This is a genomic window from Aliiroseovarius sp. D2-2 (genome assembly GCF_055809455.1).
Map to the genome: position 1 here is coordinate 977,925 of NZ_CM147913.1, position 23,599 is coordinate 1,001,523.

Here is a 23,599-nt window from a genome sequence, read left to right on the forward strand (position 1 = left end):
ATTCAAAGGGAGGCTTCGATGTCCGATTTCCCAATTCCCAAATTGTCACGCCGTCATTTCATGGCGCTGGGCGCGGCAGCTCCGGCCCTTGGGCTGGCCTCGACCGCGCAGGCAATGGCGCCGCAACTGGGCGCGCAGACCATAGATGCCCGTCGTTTCAAGCTTGGCGCGTTCGAGGTAACGACCTTGCTGGCAGGCGCGCGAACCGTGCCTGACCCTCAGGCCATTTTTGGTATGAACGTCGGTGCGGACGAGTTCGCCACCGCCAGTGCGGCCGCCAATATCCCGACGGATGCGGCGCAGTTCTTCTTTACGCCCACCTTGGTCAACACCGGCGTGGATCTGGTATTGTTTGACACTGGATTGAATCCTGCAGGGATCACCGCAGCGGTGACGGCGGCTGGATACGCACCCGAGGATGTCGATATCGTCGTCATCACCCATATGCATGGCGATCATATCGGCGGCTTGATGGGCGACGCAGGTGCAACTTTCCCAAATGCGCGCTATGTGACGGGGGCGGTCGAGTTTGATCACTGGGCTGCCGCCGGCAATGATGGGTTCAACGCCAAGGTGGCCCCGCTGGCCGAACAGACGACGATGCTGTCGCCCGGCGACGCGGTTCTGTCAGGGATCGAAGCCGTCGAAGCCTTTGGCCATACGCCCGGTCATATGGCTTATCGGCTGGATAGCGACGGTCAGTCGCTGTTGATTGCAGCGGATTTTGCCAACCATTATGTCTGGTCGCTGGGCTATCCCGACTGGGAGGTGAAGTTCGACATGGACAAATCAGCCGCAGCCGCCACACGCAAATCGCTGCTGGGGATGCTGGCCGCCGAGAGAATGCCCTTCATCGGCTATCACATGCCGTTCCCCGCGCTGGGCTATGTCGAAGCCCGTGATGCGGGGTTCCAATATGTGCCGCACAGCTATCAGCTGTTGATGTGATCAAGCATGCTGCGGGGTGGCTCACGTGCCGTCCCGCCAGCGGTTCACGATCGGATAGCGGCGATCCAGCCAAAAACTGCGCTTGGTCAAGCGTGTACCAGGGGCGGACTGGAATCGTTTGTATTCGCTGATGAAGACCAGATGCTCGATCTTCTTGACCGTTGCCTTGTCAAACCCTTCGGCGACCAGTTCAGCCACGGATTTTTCGTCGTCGATCAGGCCTTCAAGGATCGCATCCAGCACCTCGTAAGGGGGTAGACTGTCTTCGTCTTTCTGATCCGGTCGCAGCTCGGCCGAGGGCGGTTTGTCGATGATCGAGACGGGGATAACCTCGCCTTCCGGGCCCATCATCCAGTCGCGGTGATTGGCATTGCGCCAGCGGCATTGTTCGAACACGCGGATCTTATACAGATCTTTGATCGGGTTATAGCCGCCCGACATGTCGCCATAGATCGTGGCATAGCCCACGGCGACCTCGGATTTGTTGCCGGTGGTCAGAAGCATCGCGCCGGTTTTGTTGGAAAGCGCCATCAACAGCAGACCACGCAGGCGGGACTGGATGTTTTCTTCGGTCACGTCGGGCTCTAGTCCTTCGAAGAACGGGGCCAGAGTGTTGGTAATCGCGTCGCGCCCTTCTTTGATCGGTACAAAATCATACGTACAGCCAAGGCGGTTCGCGATGTCCTTGGCGTCATCCAAAGAGCTTTGCGACGTGTATTCGGACGGCAGCATCACGCAGCGCACGTTTTCGGGGCCAAGCGCATCAGCGGCAATGGTCGCAACAATCGCGCTGTCGATCCCGCCAGACAGGCCCAGAAGCACCTGTTTAAAGCCGGTTTTGCCCATATAATCACGAAGGCTTTCGACCATCGCGCGATAATCCCCTTCCCACTCATCGCTAAGCTGGGCGATGGTTCCGGGCTGGATGCGCCAGCCATCATCGGTGCTGATAAGGTCTACGTGTCTGATTTCTTCATCGAAATCAGCCATGCGGAAGGCCAGTTCTCCGCCTGGGTTCAAGGCGAAGGATGCACCGTCAAACACCTGATCATCTTGCCCGCCAACCATGTTCAGATAGATCAGCGGCAGCTCGGTTTCGACCACACGGCCCACCATGTGGTTCAGCCGCACGTCAAACTTGTTGCGGTAATAGGGTGATCCGTTGGGGATCAGCAAAAACTCGGCACCGCTTTCGGCCAGCGTTTCGCAGACGTCTTCGGCGTGCCATGCGTCCTCGCAGATCGGCGTGCCAATGCGGATTGGTCCCATCGAATAGGGACCCTGCGGATCGGCCGAGGTGAAATGACGTTCCTCGTCAAAGACGGTTTCGTTTGGCAGGCGTTGTTTCAAAACGCGCGTGCTGACCTTCCCGTCTTTCAGGATGTAATAGGCGTTAAACAGGTGATTGCCGTCATGGTAAGGGGCACCGACGCCAATGGCCGGCCCATCAGCGCAGTCAATTGCCAGCTGGTCCACCGCGTCCATCGCGTCGCGATAGAACTGCGGGCGCATCACCAAATCTTGCGTCTGATACCCGGTCAAGAAGGCTTCAGGCAGAGCCAGCATGTCGCTGCCAGCGTCTTTCGCGGCGTCCCATGCAGCGCGCGCCTTGTCGGCATTTGCCGCAATTGCGCCCACGGTTGGGTTCAGTTGTGCCAGTGTCAGGCGAAATTTCTCACTCATCACGCATGTCCTTGTGTCCGGCCGTAGCCGAAGATGGTTCGGCACAGATGTAGCAGGTTTGTCCGCAGGATAAAGAGGCTGAGCTTGAAAAGCGTTGTCTCGGCTTTTGGGACGTCATAGTCTGGGCGCAGGCTTGCTTCGGCGGTCCAATAAAAAGTCAAAGAATTTGAACGAGGTTTCGAGATGCAACGCCCATTTGCCGGAATACGAGTATTGATTGCCTTGTCGCTATGCATGCCAGTGGCCGCTGCAGCGCAGGTTGAAACCAAACAGTATGACGATGGTTCTGTCTATGAAGGGACTTTCAAGGGCGGTTTGCAGCACGGAATGGGAACGCTTAGCCTTCCATCGGGTTATGAATACACCGGCGAATTCATTGACGGAGAGATCCTTGGGCAAGGTGTGGCCCGTTTCCCCAACGGGTCGATCTACGAAGGCAACTTCGTGAAGGGAAAGCCGGAGGGGTTTGGCAAAATCACTTTCGCGGACGGTGCCAGCTTTGAAGGCGATTGGGTGGATGGCAAGATCAATGGATCAGGTCAGGCCCTTTATGCCAATGGCATTCAGTACGAAGGTGGGTTCCGCAACGCAATGCATCATGGCCAAGGTCGTCTGCAAAGCCCGTCGGGTTACGTTTACGAAGGCGATTGGATTGCAGGTGTAAAAGAGGGCCGTGGCAGGTCCACCTATCCAGACGGTTCTGTCTATGAAGGCGGCATGCGGGCCGGAGAGCGCGATGGCGCAGGCAAGCTGACCCAACCTGACGGTATGAAGTACGAAGGCAACTGGACCAAGGGTCAGATGCACGGCGAAGGTGTCCTGACACAAGCAAATGGCGATGTGTTCTCTGGGCAGTTCCAAGCCGGGTCGCGACAAGGGGCTGGGACAGTCACCTATGCAAACGGCGATCGATATGAAGGTAGTTTTGAAGGAGATCAACGACACGGTCAGGGCGCTTTCGTAGGAAGCGACGGATATCGCTACGAAGGCAATTGGGTCGCCGGAGTGATCGAAGGTGATGGCAACGTGACATACCCCGATGGGTCTGTTTACAAAGGTCAGTTCCGCGCCGGATTGGCGGATGGTGCCGGAATGATCACCTACCCAGATGGCAGCAATTTCGAGGGTGACTGGAAAGGCGGCGTTATCGACGGCAAAGGGATTGCACTTCTTGCCGATGGCGCGCGCTATGAAGGGATGTTCAAGGATGCGCTGTTTGATGGCGAAGGAACCTTGGTCACGTCCGATGGCGCCAGCCATGTTGGCGGATGGCAATCCGGCATGCCCCACGGGCAGGGCGTATCAAAACTGGCGGATGGCTCGATTTACGATGGCGAATTTGTCGGGGGGGAACGTGAAGGGCGCGGCAAATTCGTCACGGCTGACGGGTTCAACTACGAAGGCATGTGGCTGTCAGGATTGTTCCACGGACCGGGTATTGCGATCTATCCTGGTGGAGATCGATATGAAGGAAACTTCCAGAACGGAAAGCGCCACGGTGCCGGGATTGTCTATCGTGCTGATGGCAGTCAGGAAGAGGGCACTTGGGAAGACGGCGTGGCTGCCGACGCGATTGAAACAGCTCCTGCACCGGCTGTTGATAGTGAAGCAGCCGCCGAAGCCGCAGCGGCAGCAGGCGCCGCATCTGCAGCAGGAACAACACCGGCCGTGACAGAAGAGCAACCAAGCAGCGAATAAGCAGGTTCGCGGCTGCATTCTGAGCGGTTTTCCCAAAAAAGGGCTTTAACTCGGCGTAAAGCGCCGTATATTCACGCTTATGGCAATGCAGATACATATCATCACGTCCGGCCCCGCGCAGGGTCTTCTGCTACTTCTTAGCCGCCTCTGAGCGTGCCGTTTTGGCGCGACCGCTCAGGGGACACGCCAGCCGCGCCACGAACCAGCCCAGCATGACGGGCTACCTAGGCTAAGACACTCATATCAAAGAGATAAGACAATGAACAAACCATCGGATCACGTGTTGATTTTCGACACCACTTTGCGTGACGGCGAACAAAGTCCCGGCGCAACCATGACGCATGATGAAAAAATTGAAATCGCCGAGATGCTGGACGAGATGGGCGTGGATATCATCGAGGCAGGCTTCCCGATTGCCTCGGAAGGTGATTTCGCGGCTGTGTCCGAGATTGCAAAGCGATCGACAAATTCTGTCATCTGCGGACTGGCCCGTGCAAACGTTAAAGACATTGACCGCTGCGCCGAAGCTGTGCGCCACGCTGCCAAGCCGCGTATCCACACCTTCATCGGCACCTCGCCGTTGCATCGCGAGATCCCCAACCTGTCCAAGGATGAAATGGCGGATCTGATCCACGAGACTGTCACACATGCGCGCAATCTGACCGATAACGTTCAGTGGTCAGCAATGGATGCGACCCGGACCGAGCATGACTATCTGTGCCGCGTGATTGAGATCGCGATCAAGGCTGGTGCAACCACAATCAACATCCCGGACACGGTGGGTTACACCGCGCCGCGCGAAAGTGCGGACTTGATCCGGATGCTGATCGAACGTGTTCCTGGTGCGGATGAGGTCATCTTTGCCACCCACTGCCACAATGATTTGGGCATGGCGACCGCGAATTCTCTGGCGGCTGTCGAAGCGGGTGCGCGTCAGATCGAATGCACCATCAATGGCTTGGGTGAACGGGCTGGGAATACCGCACTGGAAGAGGTCGTCATGGCACTGAAAGTGCGCAACGACATCATGCCTTATCAAACCCAGATCGATACCACGAAGATCATGAACATCTCGCGTCGTGTGGCGCAGGTGTCGGGATTTGCGGTTCAGTATAACAAGGCCATCGTTGGGAAGAACGCTTTCGCGCATGAAAGTGGCATCCACCAAGATGGTATGCTGAAAAACCCAGAAAACTTCGAGATTATGCGCCCGGAGGATGTCGGTTTGGCTGGCACCTCTTTGCCATTGGGCAAACACTCGGGCCGGGCTGCGCTGAAGGCAAAGCTGACTGATTTGGGCTTTGATGTGGGTGACAACCAGTTGAAAGACGTCTTTGTGCGCTTCAAAGAACTGGCTGATACCAAGAAAGAAGTGTTCGACGATGATCTGATCGCGCTGATGACCGACGGCACGGATGATGCCAATGACCGTCTGCAGGTCAAGTCGCTGCATGTTGTGGCTGGAACGGAAGAAAAGAACACCGCCGATCTGACCATGACCGTCGATGGGGTCGAGCGCAAAGTCAGTTCCGAAGGTGATGGGCCTGTAGATGCGGCGTTCAACTGCATAAAGCAGGTCTTCCCGCACGAGGCAAAATTGCAGCTTTATCAAGTGCATGCCGTGACTGAAGGGACAGATGCACAAGCCACTGTGTCGGTTCGCATGGAAGAAGACGGCAAGATCGTAAGTGGTCAGTCATCCCATACAGACACGATCCTGGCATCGGTTCGGGCCTATGTGAACGCGCTGAATAACCTGATCACGCGCCGCGAAAAGACCAAACCTGAAAGCGTTTGATCAAAGAACTTCATACGGGCAGAGAAATTTTGCCCGTATGACAGGTGTTTGGTTCGAAAATTGAAAGTCCTGCCCACCCCTGCGCGGGCAAACCTCATCCAATTGTATGAATTTCCTTGGTTCTTGGCGATAAGCCGCTTGCGTGTTTGCTTTAGGGCTTTCACCAAAGGGCTTGGACGCTTATATATCCACCGGTCCGGACCCTAGGGGAGTCGCGGGCGCTGAAGGGTATTTGAACGGGATAGGCATCCAAATGGTAGGGCTTTCGAGTTTGTTTTCGTCGGATATGGCGATTGACCTTGGGACCGCGAATACGCTGGTCTACGTAAAGGGCAAAGGCATCATTCTGAACGAGCCCTCAGTGGTGGCTTATCACGTCAAAGACGGCGTGAAAAAAGTTCTGGCCGTGGGCGAAGACGCCAAGCTGATGCTTGGCCGGACACCCGGCTCGATCGAAGCGATCCGCCCGATGCGTGAAGGTGTCATCGCAGATTTTGACAGCGCGGAAGAGATGATCAAACACTTCATCCGGAAGGTCCACAAGCGCACGACATTCTCGAAGCCGAAAATCATCGTTTGCGTACCTCATGGTGCGACCCCGGTTGAAAAGCGGGCCATTCGTCAGTCGGTTCTGTCTGCAGGTGCCCGTCGCGCCGGTCTTGTGGCCGAGCCGATCGCCGCAGCCATCGGGGCAGGCATGCCAATCACTGACCCAACCGGTAACATGGTTGTGGACATTGGTGGTGGTACGACCGAAGTGGCCGTTTTGTCATTGGGTGACATTGTTTATGCACGTTCGGTTCGTGTTGGTGGTGACCGCATGGATGACGCGATCATCAGCTACCTGCGTCGACAGCAGAACCTTCTGGTTGGTGAAACCACCGCCGAGCGTATCAAAACCACCATCGGTGCCGCACGCATGCCCGATGATGGCCGTGGCACCTCGCTTCAAATTCGAGGGCGTGACCTTCTGAACGGTGTGCCTAAGGAAACCGAGATTAACCAAGCGCAAGTTGCGGAAGCTCTGGCCGAGCCAGTGCAGCAAATCTGCGAAGCGGTGATGACCGCGCTTGAAGCCACACCGCCCGATTTGGCCGCGGATATTGTGGATCGCGGCGTGATGCTGACAGGTGGTGGCGCATTGTTGGGCGAGCTGGACCTTGCCTTGCGCGAGCAGACGGGTCTGTCCATCTCGGTTGCAGATGAAAGCTTGAACTGTGTGGCACTGGGCACCGGCAAAGCGCTGGAGTTCGAAAAGCAACTGCGTCACGTAATCGACTACGACAGCTGATCGGGTCTGCCCCGCCGGTGGGGCGCGCCCGTCGGGTAACCGGAGGCCAGATTGGCACTTAAACCAAACCAGAGCGAGGACTATGTACGTCCGCTTCGCAGGCTGTTTATCAGTCTGCTGGTGCTGTGTTTGTTTCTGGTGTTTCTGGTCTGGCGGATCGATAGCCCAAGGGTCGAACGTTTCCGTTCCAACCTGATTGACGCCGTTGTTCCCAGTTTTGACTGGGCATTGGTGCCGGTCACCAAGTTGGTTGGTATGGTTGAGAATTTCCAATCCTACACACGCATTTACGAACAAAACCAAGAATTGCGCCGCGAGCTTCAGCAAATGAAGGCGTGGAAGGAAGCGGCCTTGCAGTTGGAGCAGGAAAACGCCCAGCTGTTGAACCTGAACAATGTACGGTTGGACGCTCAGCTAAGCTTTGTGACCGGCGTGGTACTGGCTGATAGCGGCTCACCCTTTCGCCAGTCGGTCCTGCTGAACATCGGCACCCGTGACGGGCTTGTAGATGGATGGGCTGCAACGGATGGCCTTGGGCTTGCCGGACGGATTTCAGGCGTTGGAAAACGCACAAGCCGTGTCATCCTACTGACTGACAGCAACAGTCGCATCCCGATCATGGTCCAACCATCTGGTCAAAATGCCCTTTTGGTTGGTGACAACTCGGCCGCGCCACCAATCGATTTTCTGGAAAGTCCTGAAAAGGTTCGGCCTGGGGATCGCGTCGTGTCATCGGGCGATGGTGGTGTGTTCCCGGCAGGTCTTTTGGTGGGGCATGTGGCTTTGGGCAGTGATCGTCGTTTGCGTGTTCGCTTGGCTGCCGACTACGAACGCTTAGAGTTCCTGCGGGTTCTCCGCAGCCATCCGGGTGAGATGGTCGAGGGCGAAGGCAGTCTGATCGTCTCAACGCCAGCCGCGCCGCCCGTACCGGTGATTGGCGCAGATAGCGAAGAACCCGAGCCCGACGTAACAGATGGAGGGCAGGGGGAATGACCGATCGCATTACCCTGCTGCGTTGGGCGTTCTGGGGGCTGCTGGTTGCGGTCTCGGTCGGGCTTCTTTTTGTAAAACTTCTTCCGTTGGACCTCAGCGCTGGGCGGTTTCCGGGCCCTGACATCTTCATGGCGATCGTCATGGCGTGGATGCTGCGCCGTCCAGACTACGTTCCAATCTTACTTGTGGCTGTTATCGTTTTCCTGACCGATCTGTTGTTTCAGGATATACCAGCAGTCGGGGCTATGATGGCAGTTCTCGGCTTAGAAGTTCTGCGTCGCCGCGAGGCGGGTCTTCGCGAGCAGCATTTTTTGGTGGAAATGGGTGTGGTGTCTGCCGTGCTGCTGGCCATGCTTTTGGGGGAAAGAATCCTGCTGATGGTCTTCTTTGTTGATCAGATCCCCTTTGGGCGCGCCCTTATGCAGTTTTTGGCTACGATCGCCATCTATCCCATTGTTGTTTTCATCTCGGTTTTCTTTCTGGGGATCGAAAAACTACAGCCGGGTGATGATCCTATTCGGAGCCAAGCAGCATGAAACGCTCTCCGTCAGATACCGAAGCAAGTGCACGCAAGATTACGCGGCGTGGTCTTCTATTGGGCGGTCTTCAGGTGTCTTTTGCGGCCATTTTGGTTGGTCGCATGCGCTACATGCAAGTCGAACAGGCAGACGAATACCGAGACCTTGCTGAAGAAAACCGCGTCAAATTCCAGCTGATCCCGCCGGCGCGTGGCCTGATCTATGATCGCAACGGTGTACTGATTGCGGGGAACGAACAGAACTATCGGATTGTCATGATCCGCGAGGATGCCGAAAATCCCGAGCAGGTTTTGGAGCGTTTGCGCAAAATCGTTTGGATTTCAGATGAGGATGTGAAGCGCGCATTGGATGAGATGCGTCGCCGCAGCCCCTTTGTGCCAGTGACAGTAGCTGATCGTATCGCGTGGGAGGACGTGGCCGAAGTCGCCGTGAACGCCCCGGCTTTGCCTGGTGTCACTGCAGATGTGGGTCTTTCCCGCAGCTACCCGCGCGCGAATGATTTTGCCCATGTCATTGGCTATGTCGGACCCGTTTCAGATTATGATTTGTCGAAACTGGAAGATCCTGATCCGCTTTTGCAGATCCCGCGTTTCCAGATTGGCAAAAGCGGCGTTGAAGCGAAGATGGAACTGGATCTTCGCGGCGCGGCAGGCACACGTGAAGTCGAAGTCAATGCCGTCGGTCGCGAGATGCGAGAGCTTGGGCGTGAAGAGGGTCGTGCAGGTGACAATGTCCAGCTGACGATTGACGCCGATCTTCAAGCCTATGTGCAAGCACGCCTTGCTGGCGAAAGCGCAGCAGCTGTGGTGATGGATACGGTAACCGGTGACGTGTTGGCCATCGGGTCCGCGCCAACTTTCGATCCAAACAAGTTTGTGCGTGGCATCTCTAGCTCCGACTATAAGACCCTTCTGGACGATCCCTACCGTCCACTGGCTGCCAAGCCCGCACAGGGTACGTATCCGCCCGGCTCGACCTTCAAGATGGTCACCGCTTTGGCCGCGCTGGAAGAGGGCGTGATCGACTTGAATGAAACCATCCGCTGCGTCGGTCGGGTCGAGGTTCATTCCCGGAATTTCCATTGCTGGAAGCGCGGGGGGCACGGACAAGTTGATCTGGTCAAAAGCCTGCGTGAGAGCTGCGATATCTATTACTATGAAATCGCGCAACGAGTCGGGATCGAGAAGATATCCGCAATGGCACGCAAGCTTGGATTGGGGGAACGGCATGATTTGCCTTTGTCTGCCGTTGCACAAGGTTTGATGCCGACGAAAGCTTGGAAGCGCGAAGCGCGACAAGCTGACTGGGTTGTGGGTGACAGCCTGAATGCAGGCATTGGTCAGGGCTTTGTATTGGCGTCTCCGTTGCAGCTTGCGGTCATGACCTCGCGAATTGCGACCGGGCAGGCGATCTATCCGCGGCTTGTGCGATCAGTCAACGGGGTCGAGACCGAGATACGCAATGACGGTGCCTTGGGTATCAGCACCACAAATATCGAGGCGGTCCGTAAGGGCATGTACGAAGTTGTGAATGCGCGTCGCGGCACAGCTGGGCGATCCAAAGTAGTCGGGGACGACCTGCGGATGGCGGGTAAAACTGGCACAAGTCAGGTGCGCAACATTACCGCCGCTGAGCGCGCGCGGGGTGTGACGCGAAATGAAGACCTGCCTTGGGAACGGCGCGACCACGCACTTTTCGTGGGTTATGCGCCTCATGATGCCCCACGCTATGCGGTCTCTGTGGTTGTGGAACATGGCGGTGGCGGATCAAAGGCCGCCGCGCCCATTGCCCGCGATATCATGTTGCAAACAGCCTATCAGGGCCAGCCACCGCTTGAGGCTTATCCCTCAAGTCAACGTGGCACGATCCGGTCCCGTCAACGTGACATCGAAGAGATGCTTGAGATGCCGCACGCGGATCGTCTGAAAGCGGCCGAGGGGCGCGCATGAGTTATCTTGAGTACAACGTAAAATATGTGCCCTCAGGGCTGCGCAAAGTTCTTTATATGAACTGGTCCCTGATCCTGCTTTTAACTGCCGTCGCAAGTGTCGGGTTTCTTATGCTTTTTTCCGTTGCAGGCGGAAACATGGACCCGTGGGCCATGGCGCAGATGAAGCGGTTTGCGCTGGGCATGGGACTGATGTTTGTCATCGCCATGGTGCCCATCTGGTTTTGGCGCAATATGGCAGGGCTGGGATATCTGGTGTCTCTGGTCTTGTTGGTATTGGTTGAAATCATCGGCACAACCGGGATGGGCGCGCAGCGCTGGATTGATTTGGGCTTCATGCGGTTGCAGCCCTCAGAGTTGATGAAAATCACCTTGGTCATGATGTTGGCAGCTTATTATGATTGGCTGGACATCAAGAAAGTCTCGCGACCACTTTGGGTGCTTATCCCACTGATCTTGATTGTTCTTCCTACCTTATTGGTTTTGCGACAGCCGGACCTTGGCACCTCGATCCTGTTGGTGACCGGAGGGGGTGTGATCATGTTCCTTGCCGGGGTCAGCCTTTGGTATTTTGGGGCGGTCATTGCGTCCGGTGTTGGCTTGGTGACATCTGTTTTCATGTCTCGGGGCACGGAATGGCAGTTGCTGAAAGACTATCAGTTCCGCAGGATCGACACATTCCTAGATCCCTCCACAGATCCATTGGGGGCGGGCTATCACATCACGCAATCCAAGATTGCTTTGGGGTCCGGCGGTTGGACTGGGCGCGGCTTTATGCAAGGCACGCAATCGCGACTGAATTTCCTGCCCGAGAAGCACACCGACTTTATCTTCACGACCCTGGCGGAAGAGTTCGGGTTCTTGGGGGGCGTATCTCTTTTAACTCTCTACGTGCTCATTCTTACGTTCTGCGCGATATCAGCTTTCAAAAATAAAGACCGTTTCAGCTCGCTTTTGATCCTTGGTGTTGCGGTCACCTTTTTCTTGTTCTTTGCGGTGAACATGTCCATGGTGATGGGCCTTGCCCCCGTGGTAGGAGTGCCGTTGCCGATGGTTAGCTATGGCGGCTCTGCCATGCTGGTATTGCTGGTTGGTTTTGGTTTGGTTCAAAGCGCACATGTTCACAGAGCGAGACAAAAGTGATGAGCATCAACATTCTTTATGCGGGCAACCCCAAGCGTTGGGACGTTTATCAGAATGAAATCACCAAAGCCCTGAACGACATCAAGATCGACGCAAACCTGTCTTGTGACATCCCGGCGGACCAAGTTGATTACATCATCTATGATCCCAACAGCGCACTTCAGGACTTCACGCCCTTTACCCGAACCAAAGCAATTCTGGGCCTGTGGGCAGGGGTTGAACGGATCGTTTATAATCGAACCCTGACGCAGCCCTACACGCGCATGGTCGATCAAGGGCTAAGCGAGGGTATGACCGAATGGGTCGTTGGCCACGTGCTGCGCCATCACCTCGAAATGGATCAGGACATCCATCGGACTGACCCTGCCTGGGGCCGACTTGCACCCCCGTTGGCGCGGGATCGGCGTGTGGGGATACTGGGATTGGGTGAGCTGGGCCGCGTGGCTGCCAAGGCGCTTACCGATCTGAATTTTTCCGTGTCTGGTTGGAGCCGTGGTGCCAAAGAAATTGACGGTGTGACCTGTGTTCATGGTGATGAGGGCTTGGACCATGTTCTACGCAACTCTGACATTCTGGTCTTACTGCTGCCCGCCACCAAAGCCACCGAGAATATCTTGGATGCGGACCGCATTGCGATGCTTCCCAAAGGGGCTGTGATTATCAACCCCGGCCGCGGGCCGCTTATCGATGACAATTCTCTGCTTGAGGCTCTGGATCGTGGCCACATTTCGCACGCAACTTTGGACGTTTTCCGGGTGGAACCCCTGCCGGATGAAGATCCGTATTGGGCGCATCCGAATGTGACCGTCACGCCGCATATCGCGTCTGACACACGACCGGATACCGCCGCCAAAGTCATTGCCGAAAATATTCGTCGTGGGGAAGCTAAAGAACCCTTCTTGCACTTGGTCGACAAGAAAGCGGGTTACTAGTTTTCGTCGGCCACCGACGAAAGCTTAAAACTCCATCGAGATCGTCACCGGCCCATCGTTCAGCAAAGACACTTTCATGTCGGCGCCGAACTGGCCTTGTGCAACTTCGATCCCGTGCCCCCGTAATTGATCTGCAAAGTATTCATATAGGCGTTCACCTTCCTCCGGGCGGGCGGCGGTCGAGAACCCCGGACGATTTCCGCGCGACGTGTCTGCCGCCAAGGTGAACTGGCTGACCACAAGCGCGGACCCGCCTGTATCCAGCAGCGATCGGTTCATCTTGTCGGCATCGTCTTTGAATATCCGAAGTTTTGAGATTTTGGCAGCAAGCGTGTCTGCATTCGCTTCGACGTCGCCCTCCATGGCGCAGACCAGCACCAAAAGGCCCGGACCGATTTCACCGACCGTCACGCGATCGACGCGGACGGATGCTTCACTGACGCGTTGGATCAGGGCTCTCATATATATATCCTTTCAGAAACGCGCGGGTGGGGTGAAAGCTACTGGCTTTGTGCCGACAAATAGCCGATTACGCCTGCTGCGATCAGCCCTAAAATCACCGCAAAGGCGATTTTCCAGGCTGAATATGGGCGTTCCCCTTGAACGCGGCCATTTTGGCCGTTCACCACAAACCGATAGGTGCGACCCCGATATTTGTAGGCTGCCAGCCAAACGGGAAGCAGGACATGTTTGAACGTCAGATCGGACATATCCGTATCCATTGACGAGACTCGTTGACGATCCCCGCCGATATCAAACTTTACATCCCGTAAGATGATCCGGTTCATATAGTCACGCGCTTCGGTAAACCCTTCGTCCAGTTCGATGGTGTAGCCTTCTGCACGGAAGCCTGCCAGAAACTCGGGGCGATAAGGTTCAAGGCGCGACAGATCACCATGGCTCCAGCGCATCGGTGTATTTTTTCGGCAAACCTTTGGAGGCCAAGACCAATACGTCATCGAAGAATCGCGCGACCCGGCCTGATACCGATGTCCAGCGCACATGGCGAGTGGTTTTCTGTTCGCGTTTGCCATTCACCATAACCGTTCGGGTGCGCTCGTGAACAATGCCGCGCTGCCCTGAATAGCGGGTTTTGGTGTCTGCATCGAACGTCCAATAGGGAACGTATATGCCCGTCAACTTTCGGCCTTTGCGGGCGTATTCCTTCAATCCGTTGGGGGCAAACCACAAACGCCCCAACCAATCGGTCATGGCTTTGCGTGCCTCACGCTCTTCAATCTCGAACGGGGCCAGTCCTTTGGGCTTGATATGCCGATGCGTGCCCGTATCAGTGACCACAGGCGTCGCGCAGAACGGGCATTCTGCGGCATGCGTGGCGCTGTCAAATTCGGTCTGAGCCGCACAGTTGGGGCATGTCAGAACGCGGGTCTCTTCCAGCTCGTGATCAGGAAGATCTGCGCGCAGCGCCCGTTTCAAGTCCAGTTCCCTAATGACCATTTGGGCAGCTTGCCGATCTTCGATCGGAGCTTTGAAACCACAATGGTCACAGGTCAATTGGTTGTGTTCCGGATCAAACCGAAGATCAGCCCCGCATTGATCACAAGGAAAGCGGTGCTCTTCGATAATCGTCTGGGCATCTTCGCGCGGAAAGGCCATCCGGGAAAAACCTCGTGAAGTGTTGATGTTCAGTCAGGTGGGCGACCCAATCGGATCGCCCTTACTTAGTCATGCGCCGGGCGGCGGGGGCGGCAGAATTGTGAAAAGCTGCGCCAGTTCGGCCACATCTTCAGCGCGCATCCAACCGTCCTGACCCGGGGTCCAAACTTGGGTGTCGCGAGTTATGCCACCTTCAGCTGCCATGCGCCCCATGGCTGCTTTCGAATATGGCCCCTTTGTTTCGCCAGCTTCGGCCACGTGCCAGACATGTTCCACCGGCGGGGGTGGAGGGGTCTGAACCGCGGCTGGGGCAGCACCCCAAGGACCAGCTTGACCTGTCATCTGGCCCGCCATGCCAATACCCATTGCGGCCCCCATGCCAGCCCCCATCGAGGACGCCATGGCCGAATTCTCTGACCCCATTGCTTCGGCAGCATTGAACTTCATGTAGTTTTCAAGGTTGCCAGCAATGCCCATCGAGGTGCGCTTGTCCAACACCTCTTCCACGGCGGGCGGAAGCGAGATGTTTTCGATGTAGAACTCGGGGATCGTAAGGCCGTACTCGGCGATGATGCCACTGATTTCGGCGGCTACGATTTTGCCCAGATCAGCGGTGTTTGCCGCCATATCCAGAACCGGAATGCCCGCGCTTGCGATGACCCGGCTAAAGGCCTGAACAATGATGTTGCGGATCTGATAGCTGATTTCATCCATCGTGAATTCGCCATCGGTGCCAACGATTTCAACAAGGAACCGCGCCGGGTCCGAAACGCGTACCGAATAAGTGCCAAATGCGCGGATACGCGTGGGACCAAATTCGGGATCACGCAACATGATCGGGTTCTTGGTGCCCCATTTCAGATCGTTGAAACGCGTCGTGTTGACGTAATAGATCTCGGATTTGAAGGGCGATTTGAAACCATGATCCCAATGGTTGATCGTGGTCAGGATCGGCATGTTGTTGGTCTCGAGCATGTAAAGACCGGGCGTGAACACATCCGCCAACTGGCCTTCATGTACAAACACGGCGGCTTGGCCTTCGCGAACGGTCAGCTTCGCGCCGTATTTAATCTCGTGGTCTTCGCGCTCAAATCGCCAAACCATCGTGTCGCGGGTGTCATCCACCCAATGAATGACGTCGATGAACTCACCGGTTAGAAAATCTAGAATTCCCATGGTTAATTCCTCCTTGGGGTCACACAGTGCCGTCTACAAGTTCGGCGGCAATTTTGTTGATAGTCAAGCGTGCGTCATCCGCGTTCATTCCGGGGCGCAGGCGTGGGTCGTAAAGCATTTCAAGCAACAGCTCGTCATGCGAGGTCAGAAGACCAAATTCGTCAGAGTCGTTGAAGATCGATGGGCGGGCAACTGGGCTGTCGTTGGGCAGGCCAAGTCCTTGCGCCATTTCCTCGTGCAGGCAAGCCGTGCGCATCCGATCGGGAAGTTCAGCCCGAATGACGGCAATGGCGCGTTCGATTTGGTTGTCATCATCGGCATCAACCGCAAGCACGACACATTGCGTGTCACGACGAAGTCCGGTGATCTCGCGCTGGTCAGACAGGCTGATGCCGGGGACAAAGCTGCGCAGTCGCGCACCGAAGTTGCGCCGCTCATCTTCTGTCAGGATGAACACGTTGAAATTGGCGCTGCTTTGGGACGCGCTGATCGGATGGCCCGTATGACGTGCCAGACGCGAAACATATTTCGAAAAGGTCTGTTGATCCTTCGACCGGGCATCTTCAAGCACCGCATCCCCGAAATTCAGGGCGAACCGGACAGGCTTTGTCCAGCGGGTAAGTTTAACGGCGCGCTCTTGCGTGATGCGGCGGTTTCCAATTGTGCTGTATTCGCTATTGAACGCGATGCGTTCGAAGTTGCGCGCCAGCATTTCAGCTGTGAACGGCGTGTCCGGCCCACCGCCATCCCGTCTTAACTGGTCGTGGACCAAAAGACTGTGTTGGATCTTGGCGTAGTAATTCTTGTAGTAAGCGCTGCCCCCAGTTGGGGTCGGAACAGACAGCTGTGCCAGTGGCTTTTCAGCGACTGGGCGCTGGGTCGGCGGCACTGGGGTAGTAGTTTGCACGGTGCAGGCCGCAACAGCAGTCAGGGCCGTCAAAACGATGACGGCCCCTTTGATATTTTTGAAGGCAAAATTGCTCACAAATATTAGCCTTTCGGGTAACTTGCCCCCTTTTAGCTGTTCGAGACGCTTTCGGCCAGATTGTGACCTGAAGCAGTGCCGCGTGCTTGGGCTGACGCCAGAGTTTCTTTCAACTCGGCTTCCATCTTGATCAGCTCTTCTTCCGCAGCAGCGCGTTTGGCTTTGCCTTCGTCTGCAATGGCCAGGCTTTCCTCGATCGTAGCGATCAAGGTGGCGTTGGCGGATTTCACGGCTTCGATGTCGAACACACCGCGTTCCATTTCCTGACGGACCATGCGGTTTGCTTCTTGCAGGTTCTCAGCATTTGCGGTGAGCAGTTCGTTCGTCAGATCAGTAGCATCCTTGACGGCCACCGCAGCTTCTGCCGAGCGCTGAATGGTCACGGCCTGCGCCAGCTGAGTTTCCCAAAGCGGCACGGTGTTCACCAGTGTCGAGTTGATTTTGGTCACCAGCGACTTGTCGTTTTCCTGCACCAGACGGATCGAAGGCAGCGACTGCATGGTGACTTGGCGCGTGAGCTTCAGGTCATGCACACGGCGTTCCAGATCGTCACGTGCGGCGCGCAAGTCGCGCAGTTCTTGGGCTTTGATCACGCCTTGCTCTTCGGGTGCGGCGTCCACTTCGGCCACTTTGGCGGGGATCACTTTTTCGTCCAGCTCAACCAGCTTGGCTTCACCTGCTGAGATGTACAGCGCCAGCTCGTTATAAAAATCGAGTGTCTTCTCATAAAGCTTGTCGAGAGATTTGATATCTTTCAGAAGCACGTGTTCGTGGTTCAGCAGGTTGTCAGTGATCTTGTCGATCTGGCCCTGAACGTCTTCATAACGCGCCATGAATTTCGCGGCGGGTGCCAAGCGACCAAGCAGTCGTTCCCACCAGCTGCGCTTACGGCGCATATCCAGTTCGCTGATTGAAAAGCCGCGGATCGTGGTCACGATATTGCGCAGGCTATCCCCTGCAGGGCCAACATCCTTGTTGCGCACGCCTTGCAGCATGTCTTGGCTGATGACCTGAAGTTCGGATTGCGCGGCGGAACCGAACTCGATGATCGACTGGCTATTGGCCATGTCGATTTCATCCATGCGCTTTTTGATTTCAGCGCTGGTTGGTTTGTCTGCCTTAGCCAATGGAACCAGAGCGTTTGAAGGCTCGGGCAAAATGACAGCTGTTGTGGCTTCAATTTCTTTCAAAGCGGCCTGGGCCTGCTCGCGTGTAGATTGTGTCATGTAATCGTCCTCGTACTTAATCTTCTGTTCGCACACCTTCGCGTGCCAGTCGCTCTCGCAATACCTCGATCTCAACATCAAGATCACTGCGATCATCGTTCAGGAATTGCCGGGTTTTCGCGGCGAAGTTCGCCTCAAGGTCATCCAGCAGGGTTTCGTAATCGGTTAGCGCGCCGCCATGTGGATCGCGCAGGTGAATGTCGACGAATTTGGTCGTCGCGTCGCGCGCGCCCAGCAAATAAACACCCAGATACTTACGGGCCGACGTTAGATCGCGCGGATCGTCTTCGACCGTGCGAAACATATCGCGTGCGGTGGCGATGAACCGATCAAGACGTGCTTCGATATGGCGGTTACGAATGCGGGCAACGGTGTCTCGCATCACGTTCAAATGCTTCTCGGCCTCGCCAACAGCGCGTGCAACGCGGTCAGTTTGGAACTCATCAACGCCTTCAGCGCCTTTGTTACGCAAAGGATCCGGGCCGAAGGCTGCAAGGTGTAAGCCAGCGCCCAATGCGCCGTAAATCACGGCATTCAGGATCGATCCGCCTGCAAATCCAACCAGCGCCAAGCCAGCGCCCATCAAGACTGTTCCGAACAACTTTCGGGGCAATGCGGGGCGGCGGGCGATCTTGCGGGCATCATAGGCTTGGTGTGCAACCACACCTTCACGGGTCAACCATGCAGAACCGATCAGCAAGCCAAACGCCACCAGCGTCAAAGCCATTTCGGTCGGAGGTTGGAAAAATGCCCGGATTGCCAACGGTAGGGGTGCCAGAAACAGGAAATTAACACGTCCCGCGCTGCGCGCAGGCTCTTGACCGTCAAAAGGTCGGCGGGGGCGAGGGGTCGCGCCCTTGGGCTGCCCGTCGGGGCTGAATTCGCCACCATAACGCTGTGCCATTATGCACCTCCCATGATCGACACGTAGACGATCAGCGCAAGCAACATAAAGAACGCAGTTTTCTGTAGTCCGTTTTCAGTCACGTTCGGGCCCCCTTCCAGAACCGGGCGAAGTTGTTTTCGAAAAGCATCTGCACATTCTCAGTGCAAATTGGTCTTCCAGGCCAGTCAGCTCAGCGAAAATCAATCATGGATGAGAATAGGCTTACATGGGTGATAAACAAGGGGGAATGCTGCGATGGGCTCCCCGTTGGCGGGAAACCACAGTGTCAGTCTAGCGTCACTTGCGCCGCGTGTTCCCGCCACCTGCGAAGCGCGCGACCCATAACGCGCCTCCAAAGCGTTGGCGACAGGGCAAGTGTCGCCATAATGGGAAGCGAATAGGGCAGCATCGGCGCTTCTTGGGCGGTAGGAAGACGCAACGCCGGGTAGGGGCGCATCGGATGTGCATGGTGGTCCGAATGGCGCGGAGCATTCAGCATCATATGTGCGGTAAACCAATGCGGAGCATTCCAGCTGTGATGTGGGCCAACAGCTTCCAATCGACCATCTTTATCAATTGCCCGCGAAAGTCCGTAATGCTGCACGTAGTCCGACAGCAGAAGCTGTATCTGAGCGTAGGCGCAGATTAGGACGTAGCCGATAAGCCCGAAAAACCCACCAATCATTGCGGCGCATACAAGCATCACAACGCTGCCCAGAACGTAGATGACATAGGGGTTGTGCACTGCGCTGCGCCCGGCGCGTTCCAGATCATGCATCTCCATCTCATAGCCCGCGACAAAGGATCCTTTCCAAGCGTGTGGGGCAAACGCGTAAAAGCTCTCACCCTCTTGCGCGGTATTCGGGTCGTCAAGAGTAGCGACAAAACGGTGATGCACTTTCGGATGGGCCGAGCTGTGATGGCCGAAAAGAAGTGAGATATAGACCCAAACGCCCAGTCTTCTCAGTCGTTTATCAGTCCTATGAATCAGTTCATGCGCATTCGAATTTGACACCTGCCCGAAATACATACCAGCGCCCCAGAAAAGGCCGACGCGCTCCCAACCTGAAAGCCCTGTGTGCCCAGCTAAGGCGAGGACTACCAAAACAAGTGCGATGAAATGGCAGATGGCAATTGCAATTGATAGCACATCGGCATCACGCGCGACTTGGTCTTCGTCTAACACAGGGGCAGTGCGCGAAATTGCTTGATCCAAGCCAAAGGCAATGGCCGTCATGTACAGGATAAGTGCGATGCAAACGTAGCTTCCAAAGAAGCACGCGGCAGCGATCAGCAGCGCAGGGATGCCTGCCGCAACGGCGAAGAACCGTAAAGGGTGTGACATCTGAAACCTCGGATCGTGTTGCAATACGCGTCTGTATGTAAACTTGAATTTGCCGTTCTACGCAATCCGTCATGCGCATGTCGCTTTTGAATAGCGTGCGGATGCTGTGGGGCGCTATGCTGGCGACGTTCTATACAAGCTTCAAGGCGGGATCGGCATGGCGCTGGACGAGAAAAAAGGCATCTGGAAATCGGGCAAAGGCAAAGGGCGTCGTACGCCTAAGGGCCGTCAGATCAACATGGATGCGTTGGAAGAAATCCAAGCACTGCTGGGCGACCGGCCACGTCGTCGTGACCTGTTGATCGAATTTCTGCACCTTATTCAGGACGCCTATGGCCACCTGTCTGCCGATCACATTCGCGCTTTGGCGCAGGAAATGGGCACCGGTCAGGCCGAGATTTACGAAGTTGCCAGTTTCTACGCCCATTTCGATGTGGTGAAGGAAGGCGAGACGCCTCCGCCCGCGCTGACCATCCGGGTTTGCGATTCGCTGTCGTGTGAGCTGGCTGGGTCCGAGGCGCTGCAAAAGGCGCTTGAGGACGGGCTAGATGCATCGGAAGTACGCGTTGTACGTGCACCCTGCATGGGGCGTTGCGACACCGCACCGGTACTGGAACTGGGTCACAACCACATTGATCACGCCACGTTTGACAAGACCGTAGCTGCGATAAAATCTGACGACACACACGCTCATACCCCCGACTATCAGACCCTTGCCGAATATCAGGCCGACGGCGGATATGTCGAGCTTGCCAAGTTGCGCGAAAACGGTGACTGGAAAGACGTGCAGGAAACCGTTTTGTCTGCTGGATTGCGCGGCCTTGGTGGCGCAGGTTTCCCATCGGGCACAAAGTGGGGATTCGTACGCGCCAATGAAGGCACGCGTTACCTTGCCGTCAACGGCGACGAAGGCGAGCCGGGCACATTTAAAGACCGCTACTATTTGGAACGCACCCCGCATCTGATGCTGGAAGGCATGTTGATCGCCGCTTGGGCGGTCGAGGCCGAGACCTGTTTCGTCTACATGCGCGACGAATATCCTGCCGTGCTGGATATCCTGGCAAAGGAAATTTCGGCACTGGAAGCCGCCGGTATCGTTGCGCCCGGATATATCGACCTGCGTCGTGGCGCTGGCGCTTACATCTGCGGCGAAGAAAGCGCGATGATTGAATTGATCGAGGGTAAACGCGGCATGCCCCGTCACCGCCCGCCTTTTGTGGCTCAGGTCGGCATCTTCAATCGCCCGACCTTGGTGCATAACGTCGAAACCCTGCATTGGGTGGCCCGCATCATGCGCGAAGGACCGGAAATTCTGACTTCGGTTGAACGCAATGGCCGTAAGGGCCTGCGCAGCTACTCTGTGTCGGGCCGTGTTGCCAATCCGGGCGTGCATCTGTTGCCCGCAGGATCGACCATCACCGACATTATCGAAGCCGCCGGAGGCATGGCCGACGGGCACAGCTTCAAGGCTTATCAGCCGGGTGGCCCGTCCTCGGGCCTGTTGCCCACATCGATGGCTGACATCCCGCTGGATTTCGACACGCTGCAACCGCATGGCACCTTCATCGGGTCCGCTGCCGTGGTGGTTCTGTCCGACAAAGACAGCGCCAAACAGGCTGCGCTGAACATGCTTCGTTTCTTCGAGGATGAAAGCTGCGGCCAGTGCACGCCGTGCCGTGTCGGTTGCGAAAAAGCCGTGAAGTTGATGCAGGCGGATAAGTGGGATCAGGATCTTCTGGAAGAGCTGAGCCAGACCATGGTCGATGCGTCGATTTGCGGGCTGGGGCAGGCCGCGCCGAACCCAATCCGTTTGACCATGAAGCACTTCCCGGACGAGGTCTGAGCGCGCATATTCCGGTGACGTCAAGCTTGACCGCCAGGGATGTGGCGGGTTTTCGTGCGTCAACGCGCCGTTAACCAAACTGGATTACGCAAAGACATGGCTCACTTGCCGCTCATCCTTGGCCTTCTGGTCTCGCTGGCTTATTTCCCGCTGACCTCGCGGGGGGCCGCTTGGCCGCGTTCGATCATCAAGACCATTCCGTTATTGGCGTTTTCGCTGTCCGCCTATCTGGGGGATGCCGGGGCGTTTCTTGTGGCCGGGCTGTTTCTCTCGGCTTTAGGGGATTTTGGATTGTCGCGGGATGGGGATTGCCCATTCCTGTATGGCCTGTCGGCCTTCGCCTTGGCGCATCTGCTGTATATTCTGCACTTCCTTGGCTTGTCCGGCGCACCGATTTACGAGGCATTCTCAACAGCACCAATTGCAGCGCTTGTGCTGGTGGGGTTGGTCGTTTCGACCGAGCTGTGGCTCGCGACCCATACCGGACACCTTCAATGGCCCGTGCGTATCTATGTCGTGATTATCGGCCTCATGGGGCTTAGCGCGTTGGCGTTGCCCTTTGGTTGGGCTGTCATCGGTGCCGGGCTGTTCATTATTTCGGATGTAATTCTGGCGATCAGCCTGTTTCGGATGTCCGACACCTATCACCATCGGTTCAAGGCAGGCTATGCGATCTGGGGCTTCTATATCGCCGGGCAGATGCTGATCCTTTGGGGCGGGCTGGTCGCCTAACGCACTCCAAACGTTTTGAGCGTCAGAGGGATGGCCTTGAATTCCATTGCCCCCACACGATTGCCCCATTGAAGCGGCTTAGTGACTGGATCCAGCCACCGCATCTTATGGCACCAAGCCGCGGCGCGATCCCACATACCTAACGTGTCTTCGGCGCGATACCCGGCAGCTGCGGCCTCTGCTTCTGGAATGTCCTTCGGCACGAAGCCATAGATCGAATGGATGAAGATGATCAGGTCATGCATGTGCCCGCGCGCCGTGTTGCGCGATGGGGCATACCGTTCGAAATCCAGCATTGCGATGTTCTGACCATCCCAACACATGTCTTTGATCGCAGGCCGACCATGCGTCAAACCTTTGGCATGCATCTTGGCCAATTCGGCCCCCGCTGCATGGAAGGCCTTCAGACGGTCAGCGCTTGTTCCCAACTGCTCCAGCAGAATGTGAGAAAGTGTGGGGCCGCAATCCGTTGTGACGATGTAATTCTCACCCTCGGCAACGATTTCAGGCACGGGCACACCGGCGTTCGCCAAGGCATGATGCCCGGCCACATCAGCGCGGAATGCCTTCATCGGATCACCCTTTTGAAGGCGCCAACGCAGGGAAAGCGTTTCTGCCTTTTTGGCCCAGAATGTCTGGCCTTCGTGCGCTAGCCGAGCAATCCGGGCATCAGGATCAGCTAGAAACTGATCAAGCTGGGATTGCAGGGTTGGGTCGTCAAAATGGCGATCATGATTGGTCATGCGCGCTGTGTATCATTTTCATGACAGTTTAGAAGGGGGGGAACCCCTTCCATCCTACCCTTTTGTGCCTTAC

The 23,599-nt window shown here is 56.3% G+C and carries 19 protein-coding genes and 1 pseudogene; 11 read left to right on the forward strand and 9 right to left on the reverse strand.

The window, feature by feature from the left end; genetic code table 11:
- Positions 1-18: 18 nt before the first annotated feature.
- The gene (locus AC0L6A_RS04840) at positions 19-948 is read left to right on the forward strand and encodes an MBL fold metallo-hydrolase (protein WP_473292557.1); all 930 of its coding nucleotides are present in this window, start codon (positions 19-21) and stop codon (positions 946-948) included.
- Between the two features lie 21 nt (positions 949-969).
- Here the strand turns inward: AC0L6A_RS04840 and AC0L6A_RS04845 are convergent, their stop codons facing one another.
- Positions 970-2,631, reverse strand: coding sequence for an NAD+ synthase (locus AC0L6A_RS04845; RefSeq protein WP_473292559.1), 1,662 nt, complete (start codon positions 2,629-2,631; stop codon positions 970-972).
- Between the two features lie 183 nt (positions 2,632-2,814).
- Between AC0L6A_RS04845 and AC0L6A_RS04850 the strand changes: the two genes are divergently transcribed.
- The 8 genes from AC0L6A_RS04850 (at position 2,815) to AC0L6A_RS04885 (ending at position 12,973) form a co-directional block, all read left to right on the forward strand.
- Entirely contained in the window at positions 2,815-4,329 is a 1,515-nt protein-coding gene (locus AC0L6A_RS04850; protein WP_473292561.1) for an MORN repeat-containing protein, read from the forward strand.
- 259 nt (positions 4,330-4,588) lie between these two features.
- Entirely contained in the window at positions 4,589-6,127 is a 1,539-nt protein-coding gene (locus AC0L6A_RS04855) for a 2-isopropylmalate synthase (RefSeq protein ID WP_473292562.1), read from the forward strand.
- A gap of 253 nt (positions 6,128-6,380) precedes the next feature.
- Positions 6,381-7,418 carry a rod shape-determining protein gene (locus tag AC0L6A_RS04860; protein ID WP_473292564.1) on the forward strand — a complete coding sequence of 346 codons (1,038 nt, stop codon included), beginning with the start codon at positions 6,381-6,383 and terminating at the stop codon, positions 7,416-7,418.
- Positions 7,419-7,469: 51 nt separating this feature from the next.
- Positions 7,470-8,411, forward strand: a complete 942-nt coding sequence (gene mreC / locus AC0L6A_RS04865) for a rod shape-determining protein MreC (protein WP_473292565.1) — start codon at positions 7,470-7,472, stop codon at positions 8,409-8,411.
- Positions 8,408-8,947 carry a rod shape-determining protein MreD gene (locus AC0L6A_RS04870; protein ID WP_473292567.1) on the forward strand — a complete coding sequence of 180 codons (540 nt, stop codon included), beginning with the start codon at positions 8,408-8,410 and terminating at the stop codon, positions 8,945-8,947. The genes mreC and AC0L6A_RS04870 overlap by 4 nt, the downstream gene beginning before the upstream one ends.
- Positions 8,944-10,899: a penicillin-binding protein 2 gene (gene mrdA, locus AC0L6A_RS04875; protein ID WP_473292568.1), complete on the forward strand. Its 1,956-nt coding sequence runs from the start codon at positions 8,944-8,946 to the stop codon at positions 10,897-10,899. The genes AC0L6A_RS04870 and mrdA overlap by 4 nt, the downstream gene beginning before the upstream one ends.
- Positions 10,896-12,041, forward strand: coding sequence for a rod shape-determining protein RodA (gene rodA, locus AC0L6A_RS04880; RefSeq protein ID WP_473292570.1), 1,146 nt, complete (start codon positions 10,896-10,898; stop codon positions 12,039-12,041). The genes mrdA and rodA overlap by 4 nt, the downstream gene beginning before the upstream one ends.
- Entirely contained in the window at positions 12,041-12,973 is a 933-nt protein-coding gene (locus tag AC0L6A_RS04885; protein WP_473292571.1) for a 2-hydroxyacid dehydrogenase, read from the forward strand. The genes rodA and AC0L6A_RS04885 overlap by 1 nt, the downstream gene beginning before the upstream one ends.
- Before the next feature lie 24 nt (positions 12,974-12,997).
- Here AC0L6A_RS04885 and dtd read toward each other — a convergent pair whose 3' ends face one another.
- The 7 genes and pseudogenes from dtd to AC0L6A_RS04920 all read right to left on the reverse strand — a co-directional run bounded on the left by dtd (position 12,998) and on the right by AC0L6A_RS04920 (position 20,208).
- A complete protein-coding gene (gene dtd / locus AC0L6A_RS04890) occupies positions 12,998-13,435 on the reverse strand; it encodes a D-aminoacyl-tRNA deacylase (RefSeq protein ID WP_473292573.1) in 438 nt (145 codons plus the stop codon).
- 38 nt (positions 13,436-13,473) lie between these two features.
- Positions 13,474-14,590: pseudogene (locus AC0L6A_RS04895) on the reverse strand (TFIIB-type zinc ribbon-containing protein).
- Between the two features lie 69 nt (positions 14,591-14,659).
- The gene (locus tag AC0L6A_RS04900) at positions 14,660-15,766 is read right to left on the reverse strand and encodes an SPFH domain-containing protein (protein ID WP_473292574.1); all 1,107 of its coding nucleotides are present in this window, start codon (positions 15,764-15,766) and stop codon (positions 14,660-14,662) included.
- Between the two features lie 19 nt (positions 15,767-15,785).
- Positions 15,786-16,751, reverse strand: coding sequence for a DUF2927 domain-containing protein (locus tag AC0L6A_RS04905; protein WP_473292575.1), 966 nt, complete (start codon positions 16,749-16,751; stop codon positions 15,786-15,788).
- A gap of 32 nt (positions 16,752-16,783) precedes the next feature.
- Entirely contained in the window at positions 16,784-17,977 is a 1,194-nt protein-coding gene (locus tag AC0L6A_RS04910) for a toxic anion resistance protein (protein ID WP_473292576.1), read from the reverse strand.
- Positions 17,978-17,993: 16 nt separating this feature from the next.
- A complete protein-coding gene (locus AC0L6A_RS04915; RefSeq protein ID WP_473292578.1) occupies positions 17,994-18,881 on the reverse strand; it encodes a 5-bromo-4-chloroindolyl phosphate hydrolysis family protein in 888 nt (295 codons plus the stop codon).
- Positions 18,882-19,149: 268 nt separating this feature from the next.
- Complete coding sequence (locus AC0L6A_RS04920) at positions 19,150-20,208, reverse strand: alkane 1-monooxygenase (protein WP_473292579.1); 1,059 nt, start codon at positions 20,206-20,208, stop codon at positions 19,150-19,152.
- Positions 20,209-20,365: 157 nt separating this feature from the next.
- Between AC0L6A_RS04920 and AC0L6A_RS04925 the strand changes: the two genes are divergently transcribed.
- Positions 20,366-22,051, forward strand: coding sequence for an NAD(P)H-dependent oxidoreductase subunit E (locus AC0L6A_RS04925; protein WP_473293381.1), 1,686 nt, complete (start codon positions 20,366-20,368; stop codon positions 22,049-22,051).
- A gap of 96 nt (positions 22,052-22,147) precedes the next feature.
- Positions 22,148-22,783 (forward strand): lysoplasmalogenase family protein, encoded by a 636-nt coding sequence (locus tag AC0L6A_RS04930; RefSeq protein ID WP_473292580.1) that lies wholly within the window; start codon positions 22,148-22,150, stop codon positions 22,781-22,783.
- Here AC0L6A_RS04930 and AC0L6A_RS04935 read toward each other — a convergent pair.
- Complete coding sequence (locus tag AC0L6A_RS04935; protein ID WP_473292581.1) at positions 22,780-23,526, reverse strand: hypothetical protein; 747 nt, start codon at positions 23,524-23,526, stop codon at positions 22,780-22,782. The two genes, AC0L6A_RS04930 and AC0L6A_RS04935, sit on opposite strands and share 4 nt — an antisense overlap.
- Positions 23,527-23,599: the final 73 nt, after the last annotated feature.

Bases quoted from the DNA above. Each gene is read 5' to 3' on its own strand.
- AC0L6A_RS04840 (WP_473292557.1), top strand. From the start codon at position 19: ATGTCCGATTTCCCAATTCCCAAATTGTCACGCCGTCATTTCATGGCG.
- AC0L6A_RS04845 (WP_473292559.1), bottom strand. From the start codon at position 2,631: ATGAGTGAGAAATTTCGCCTGACACTGGCACAACTGAACCCAACCGTG.
- AC0L6A_RS04850 (WP_473292561.1), top strand. From the start codon at position 2,815: ATGCAACGCCCATTTGCCGGAATACGAGTATTGATTGCCTTGTCGCTA.
- AC0L6A_RS04855 (WP_473292562.1), top strand. From the start codon at position 4,589: ATGAACAAACCATCGGATCACGTGTTGATTTTCGACACCACTTTGCGT.
- AC0L6A_RS04860 (WP_473292564.1), top strand. From the start codon at position 6,381: ATGGTAGGGCTTTCGAGTTTGTTTTCGTCGGATATGGCGATTGACCTT.
- AC0L6A_RS04870 (WP_473292567.1), top strand. From the start codon at position 8,408: ATGACCGATCGCATTACCCTGCTGCGTTGGGCGTTCTGGGGGCTGCTG.
- mrdA (WP_473292568.1), top strand. From the start codon at position 8,944: ATGAAACGCTCTCCGTCAGATACCGAAGCAAGTGCACGCAAGATTACG.
- rodA (WP_473292570.1), top strand. From the start codon at position 10,896: ATGAGTTATCTTGAGTACAACGTAAAATATGTGCCCTCAGGGCTGCGC.
- AC0L6A_RS04885 (WP_473292571.1), top strand. From the start codon at position 12,041: ATGAGCATCAACATTCTTTATGCGGGCAACCCCAAGCGTTGGGACGTT.
- dtd (WP_473292573.1), bottom strand. From the start codon at position 13,435: ATGAGAGCCCTGATCCAACGCGTCAGTGAAGCATCCGTCCGCGTCGAT.
- AC0L6A_RS04900 (WP_473292574.1), bottom strand. From the start codon at position 15,766: ATGGGAATTCTAGATTTTCTAACCGGTGAGTTCATCGACGTCATTCAT.
- AC0L6A_RS04910 (WP_473292576.1), bottom strand. From the start codon at position 17,977: ATGACACAATCTACACGCGAGCAGGCCCAGGCCGCTTTGAAAGAAATT.
- AC0L6A_RS04915 (WP_473292578.1), bottom strand. From the start codon at position 18,881: ATGGCACAGCGTTATGGTGGCGAATTCAGCCCCGACGGGCAGCCCAAG.
- AC0L6A_RS04920 (WP_473292579.1), bottom strand. From the start codon at position 20,208: ATGTCACACCCTTTACGGTTCTTCGCCGTTGCGGCAGGCATCCCTGCG.
- AC0L6A_RS04925 (WP_473293381.1), top strand. From the start codon at position 20,366: ATGGCGCTGGACGAGAAAAAAGGCATCTGGAAATCGGGCAAAGGCAAA.
- AC0L6A_RS04930 (WP_473292580.1), top strand. From the start codon at position 22,148: ATGGCTCACTTGCCGCTCATCCTTGGCCTTCTGGTCTCGCTGGCTTAT.
- AC0L6A_RS04935 (WP_473292581.1), bottom strand. From the start codon at position 23,526: ATGACCAATCATGATCGCCATTTTGACGACCCAACCCTGCAATCCCAG.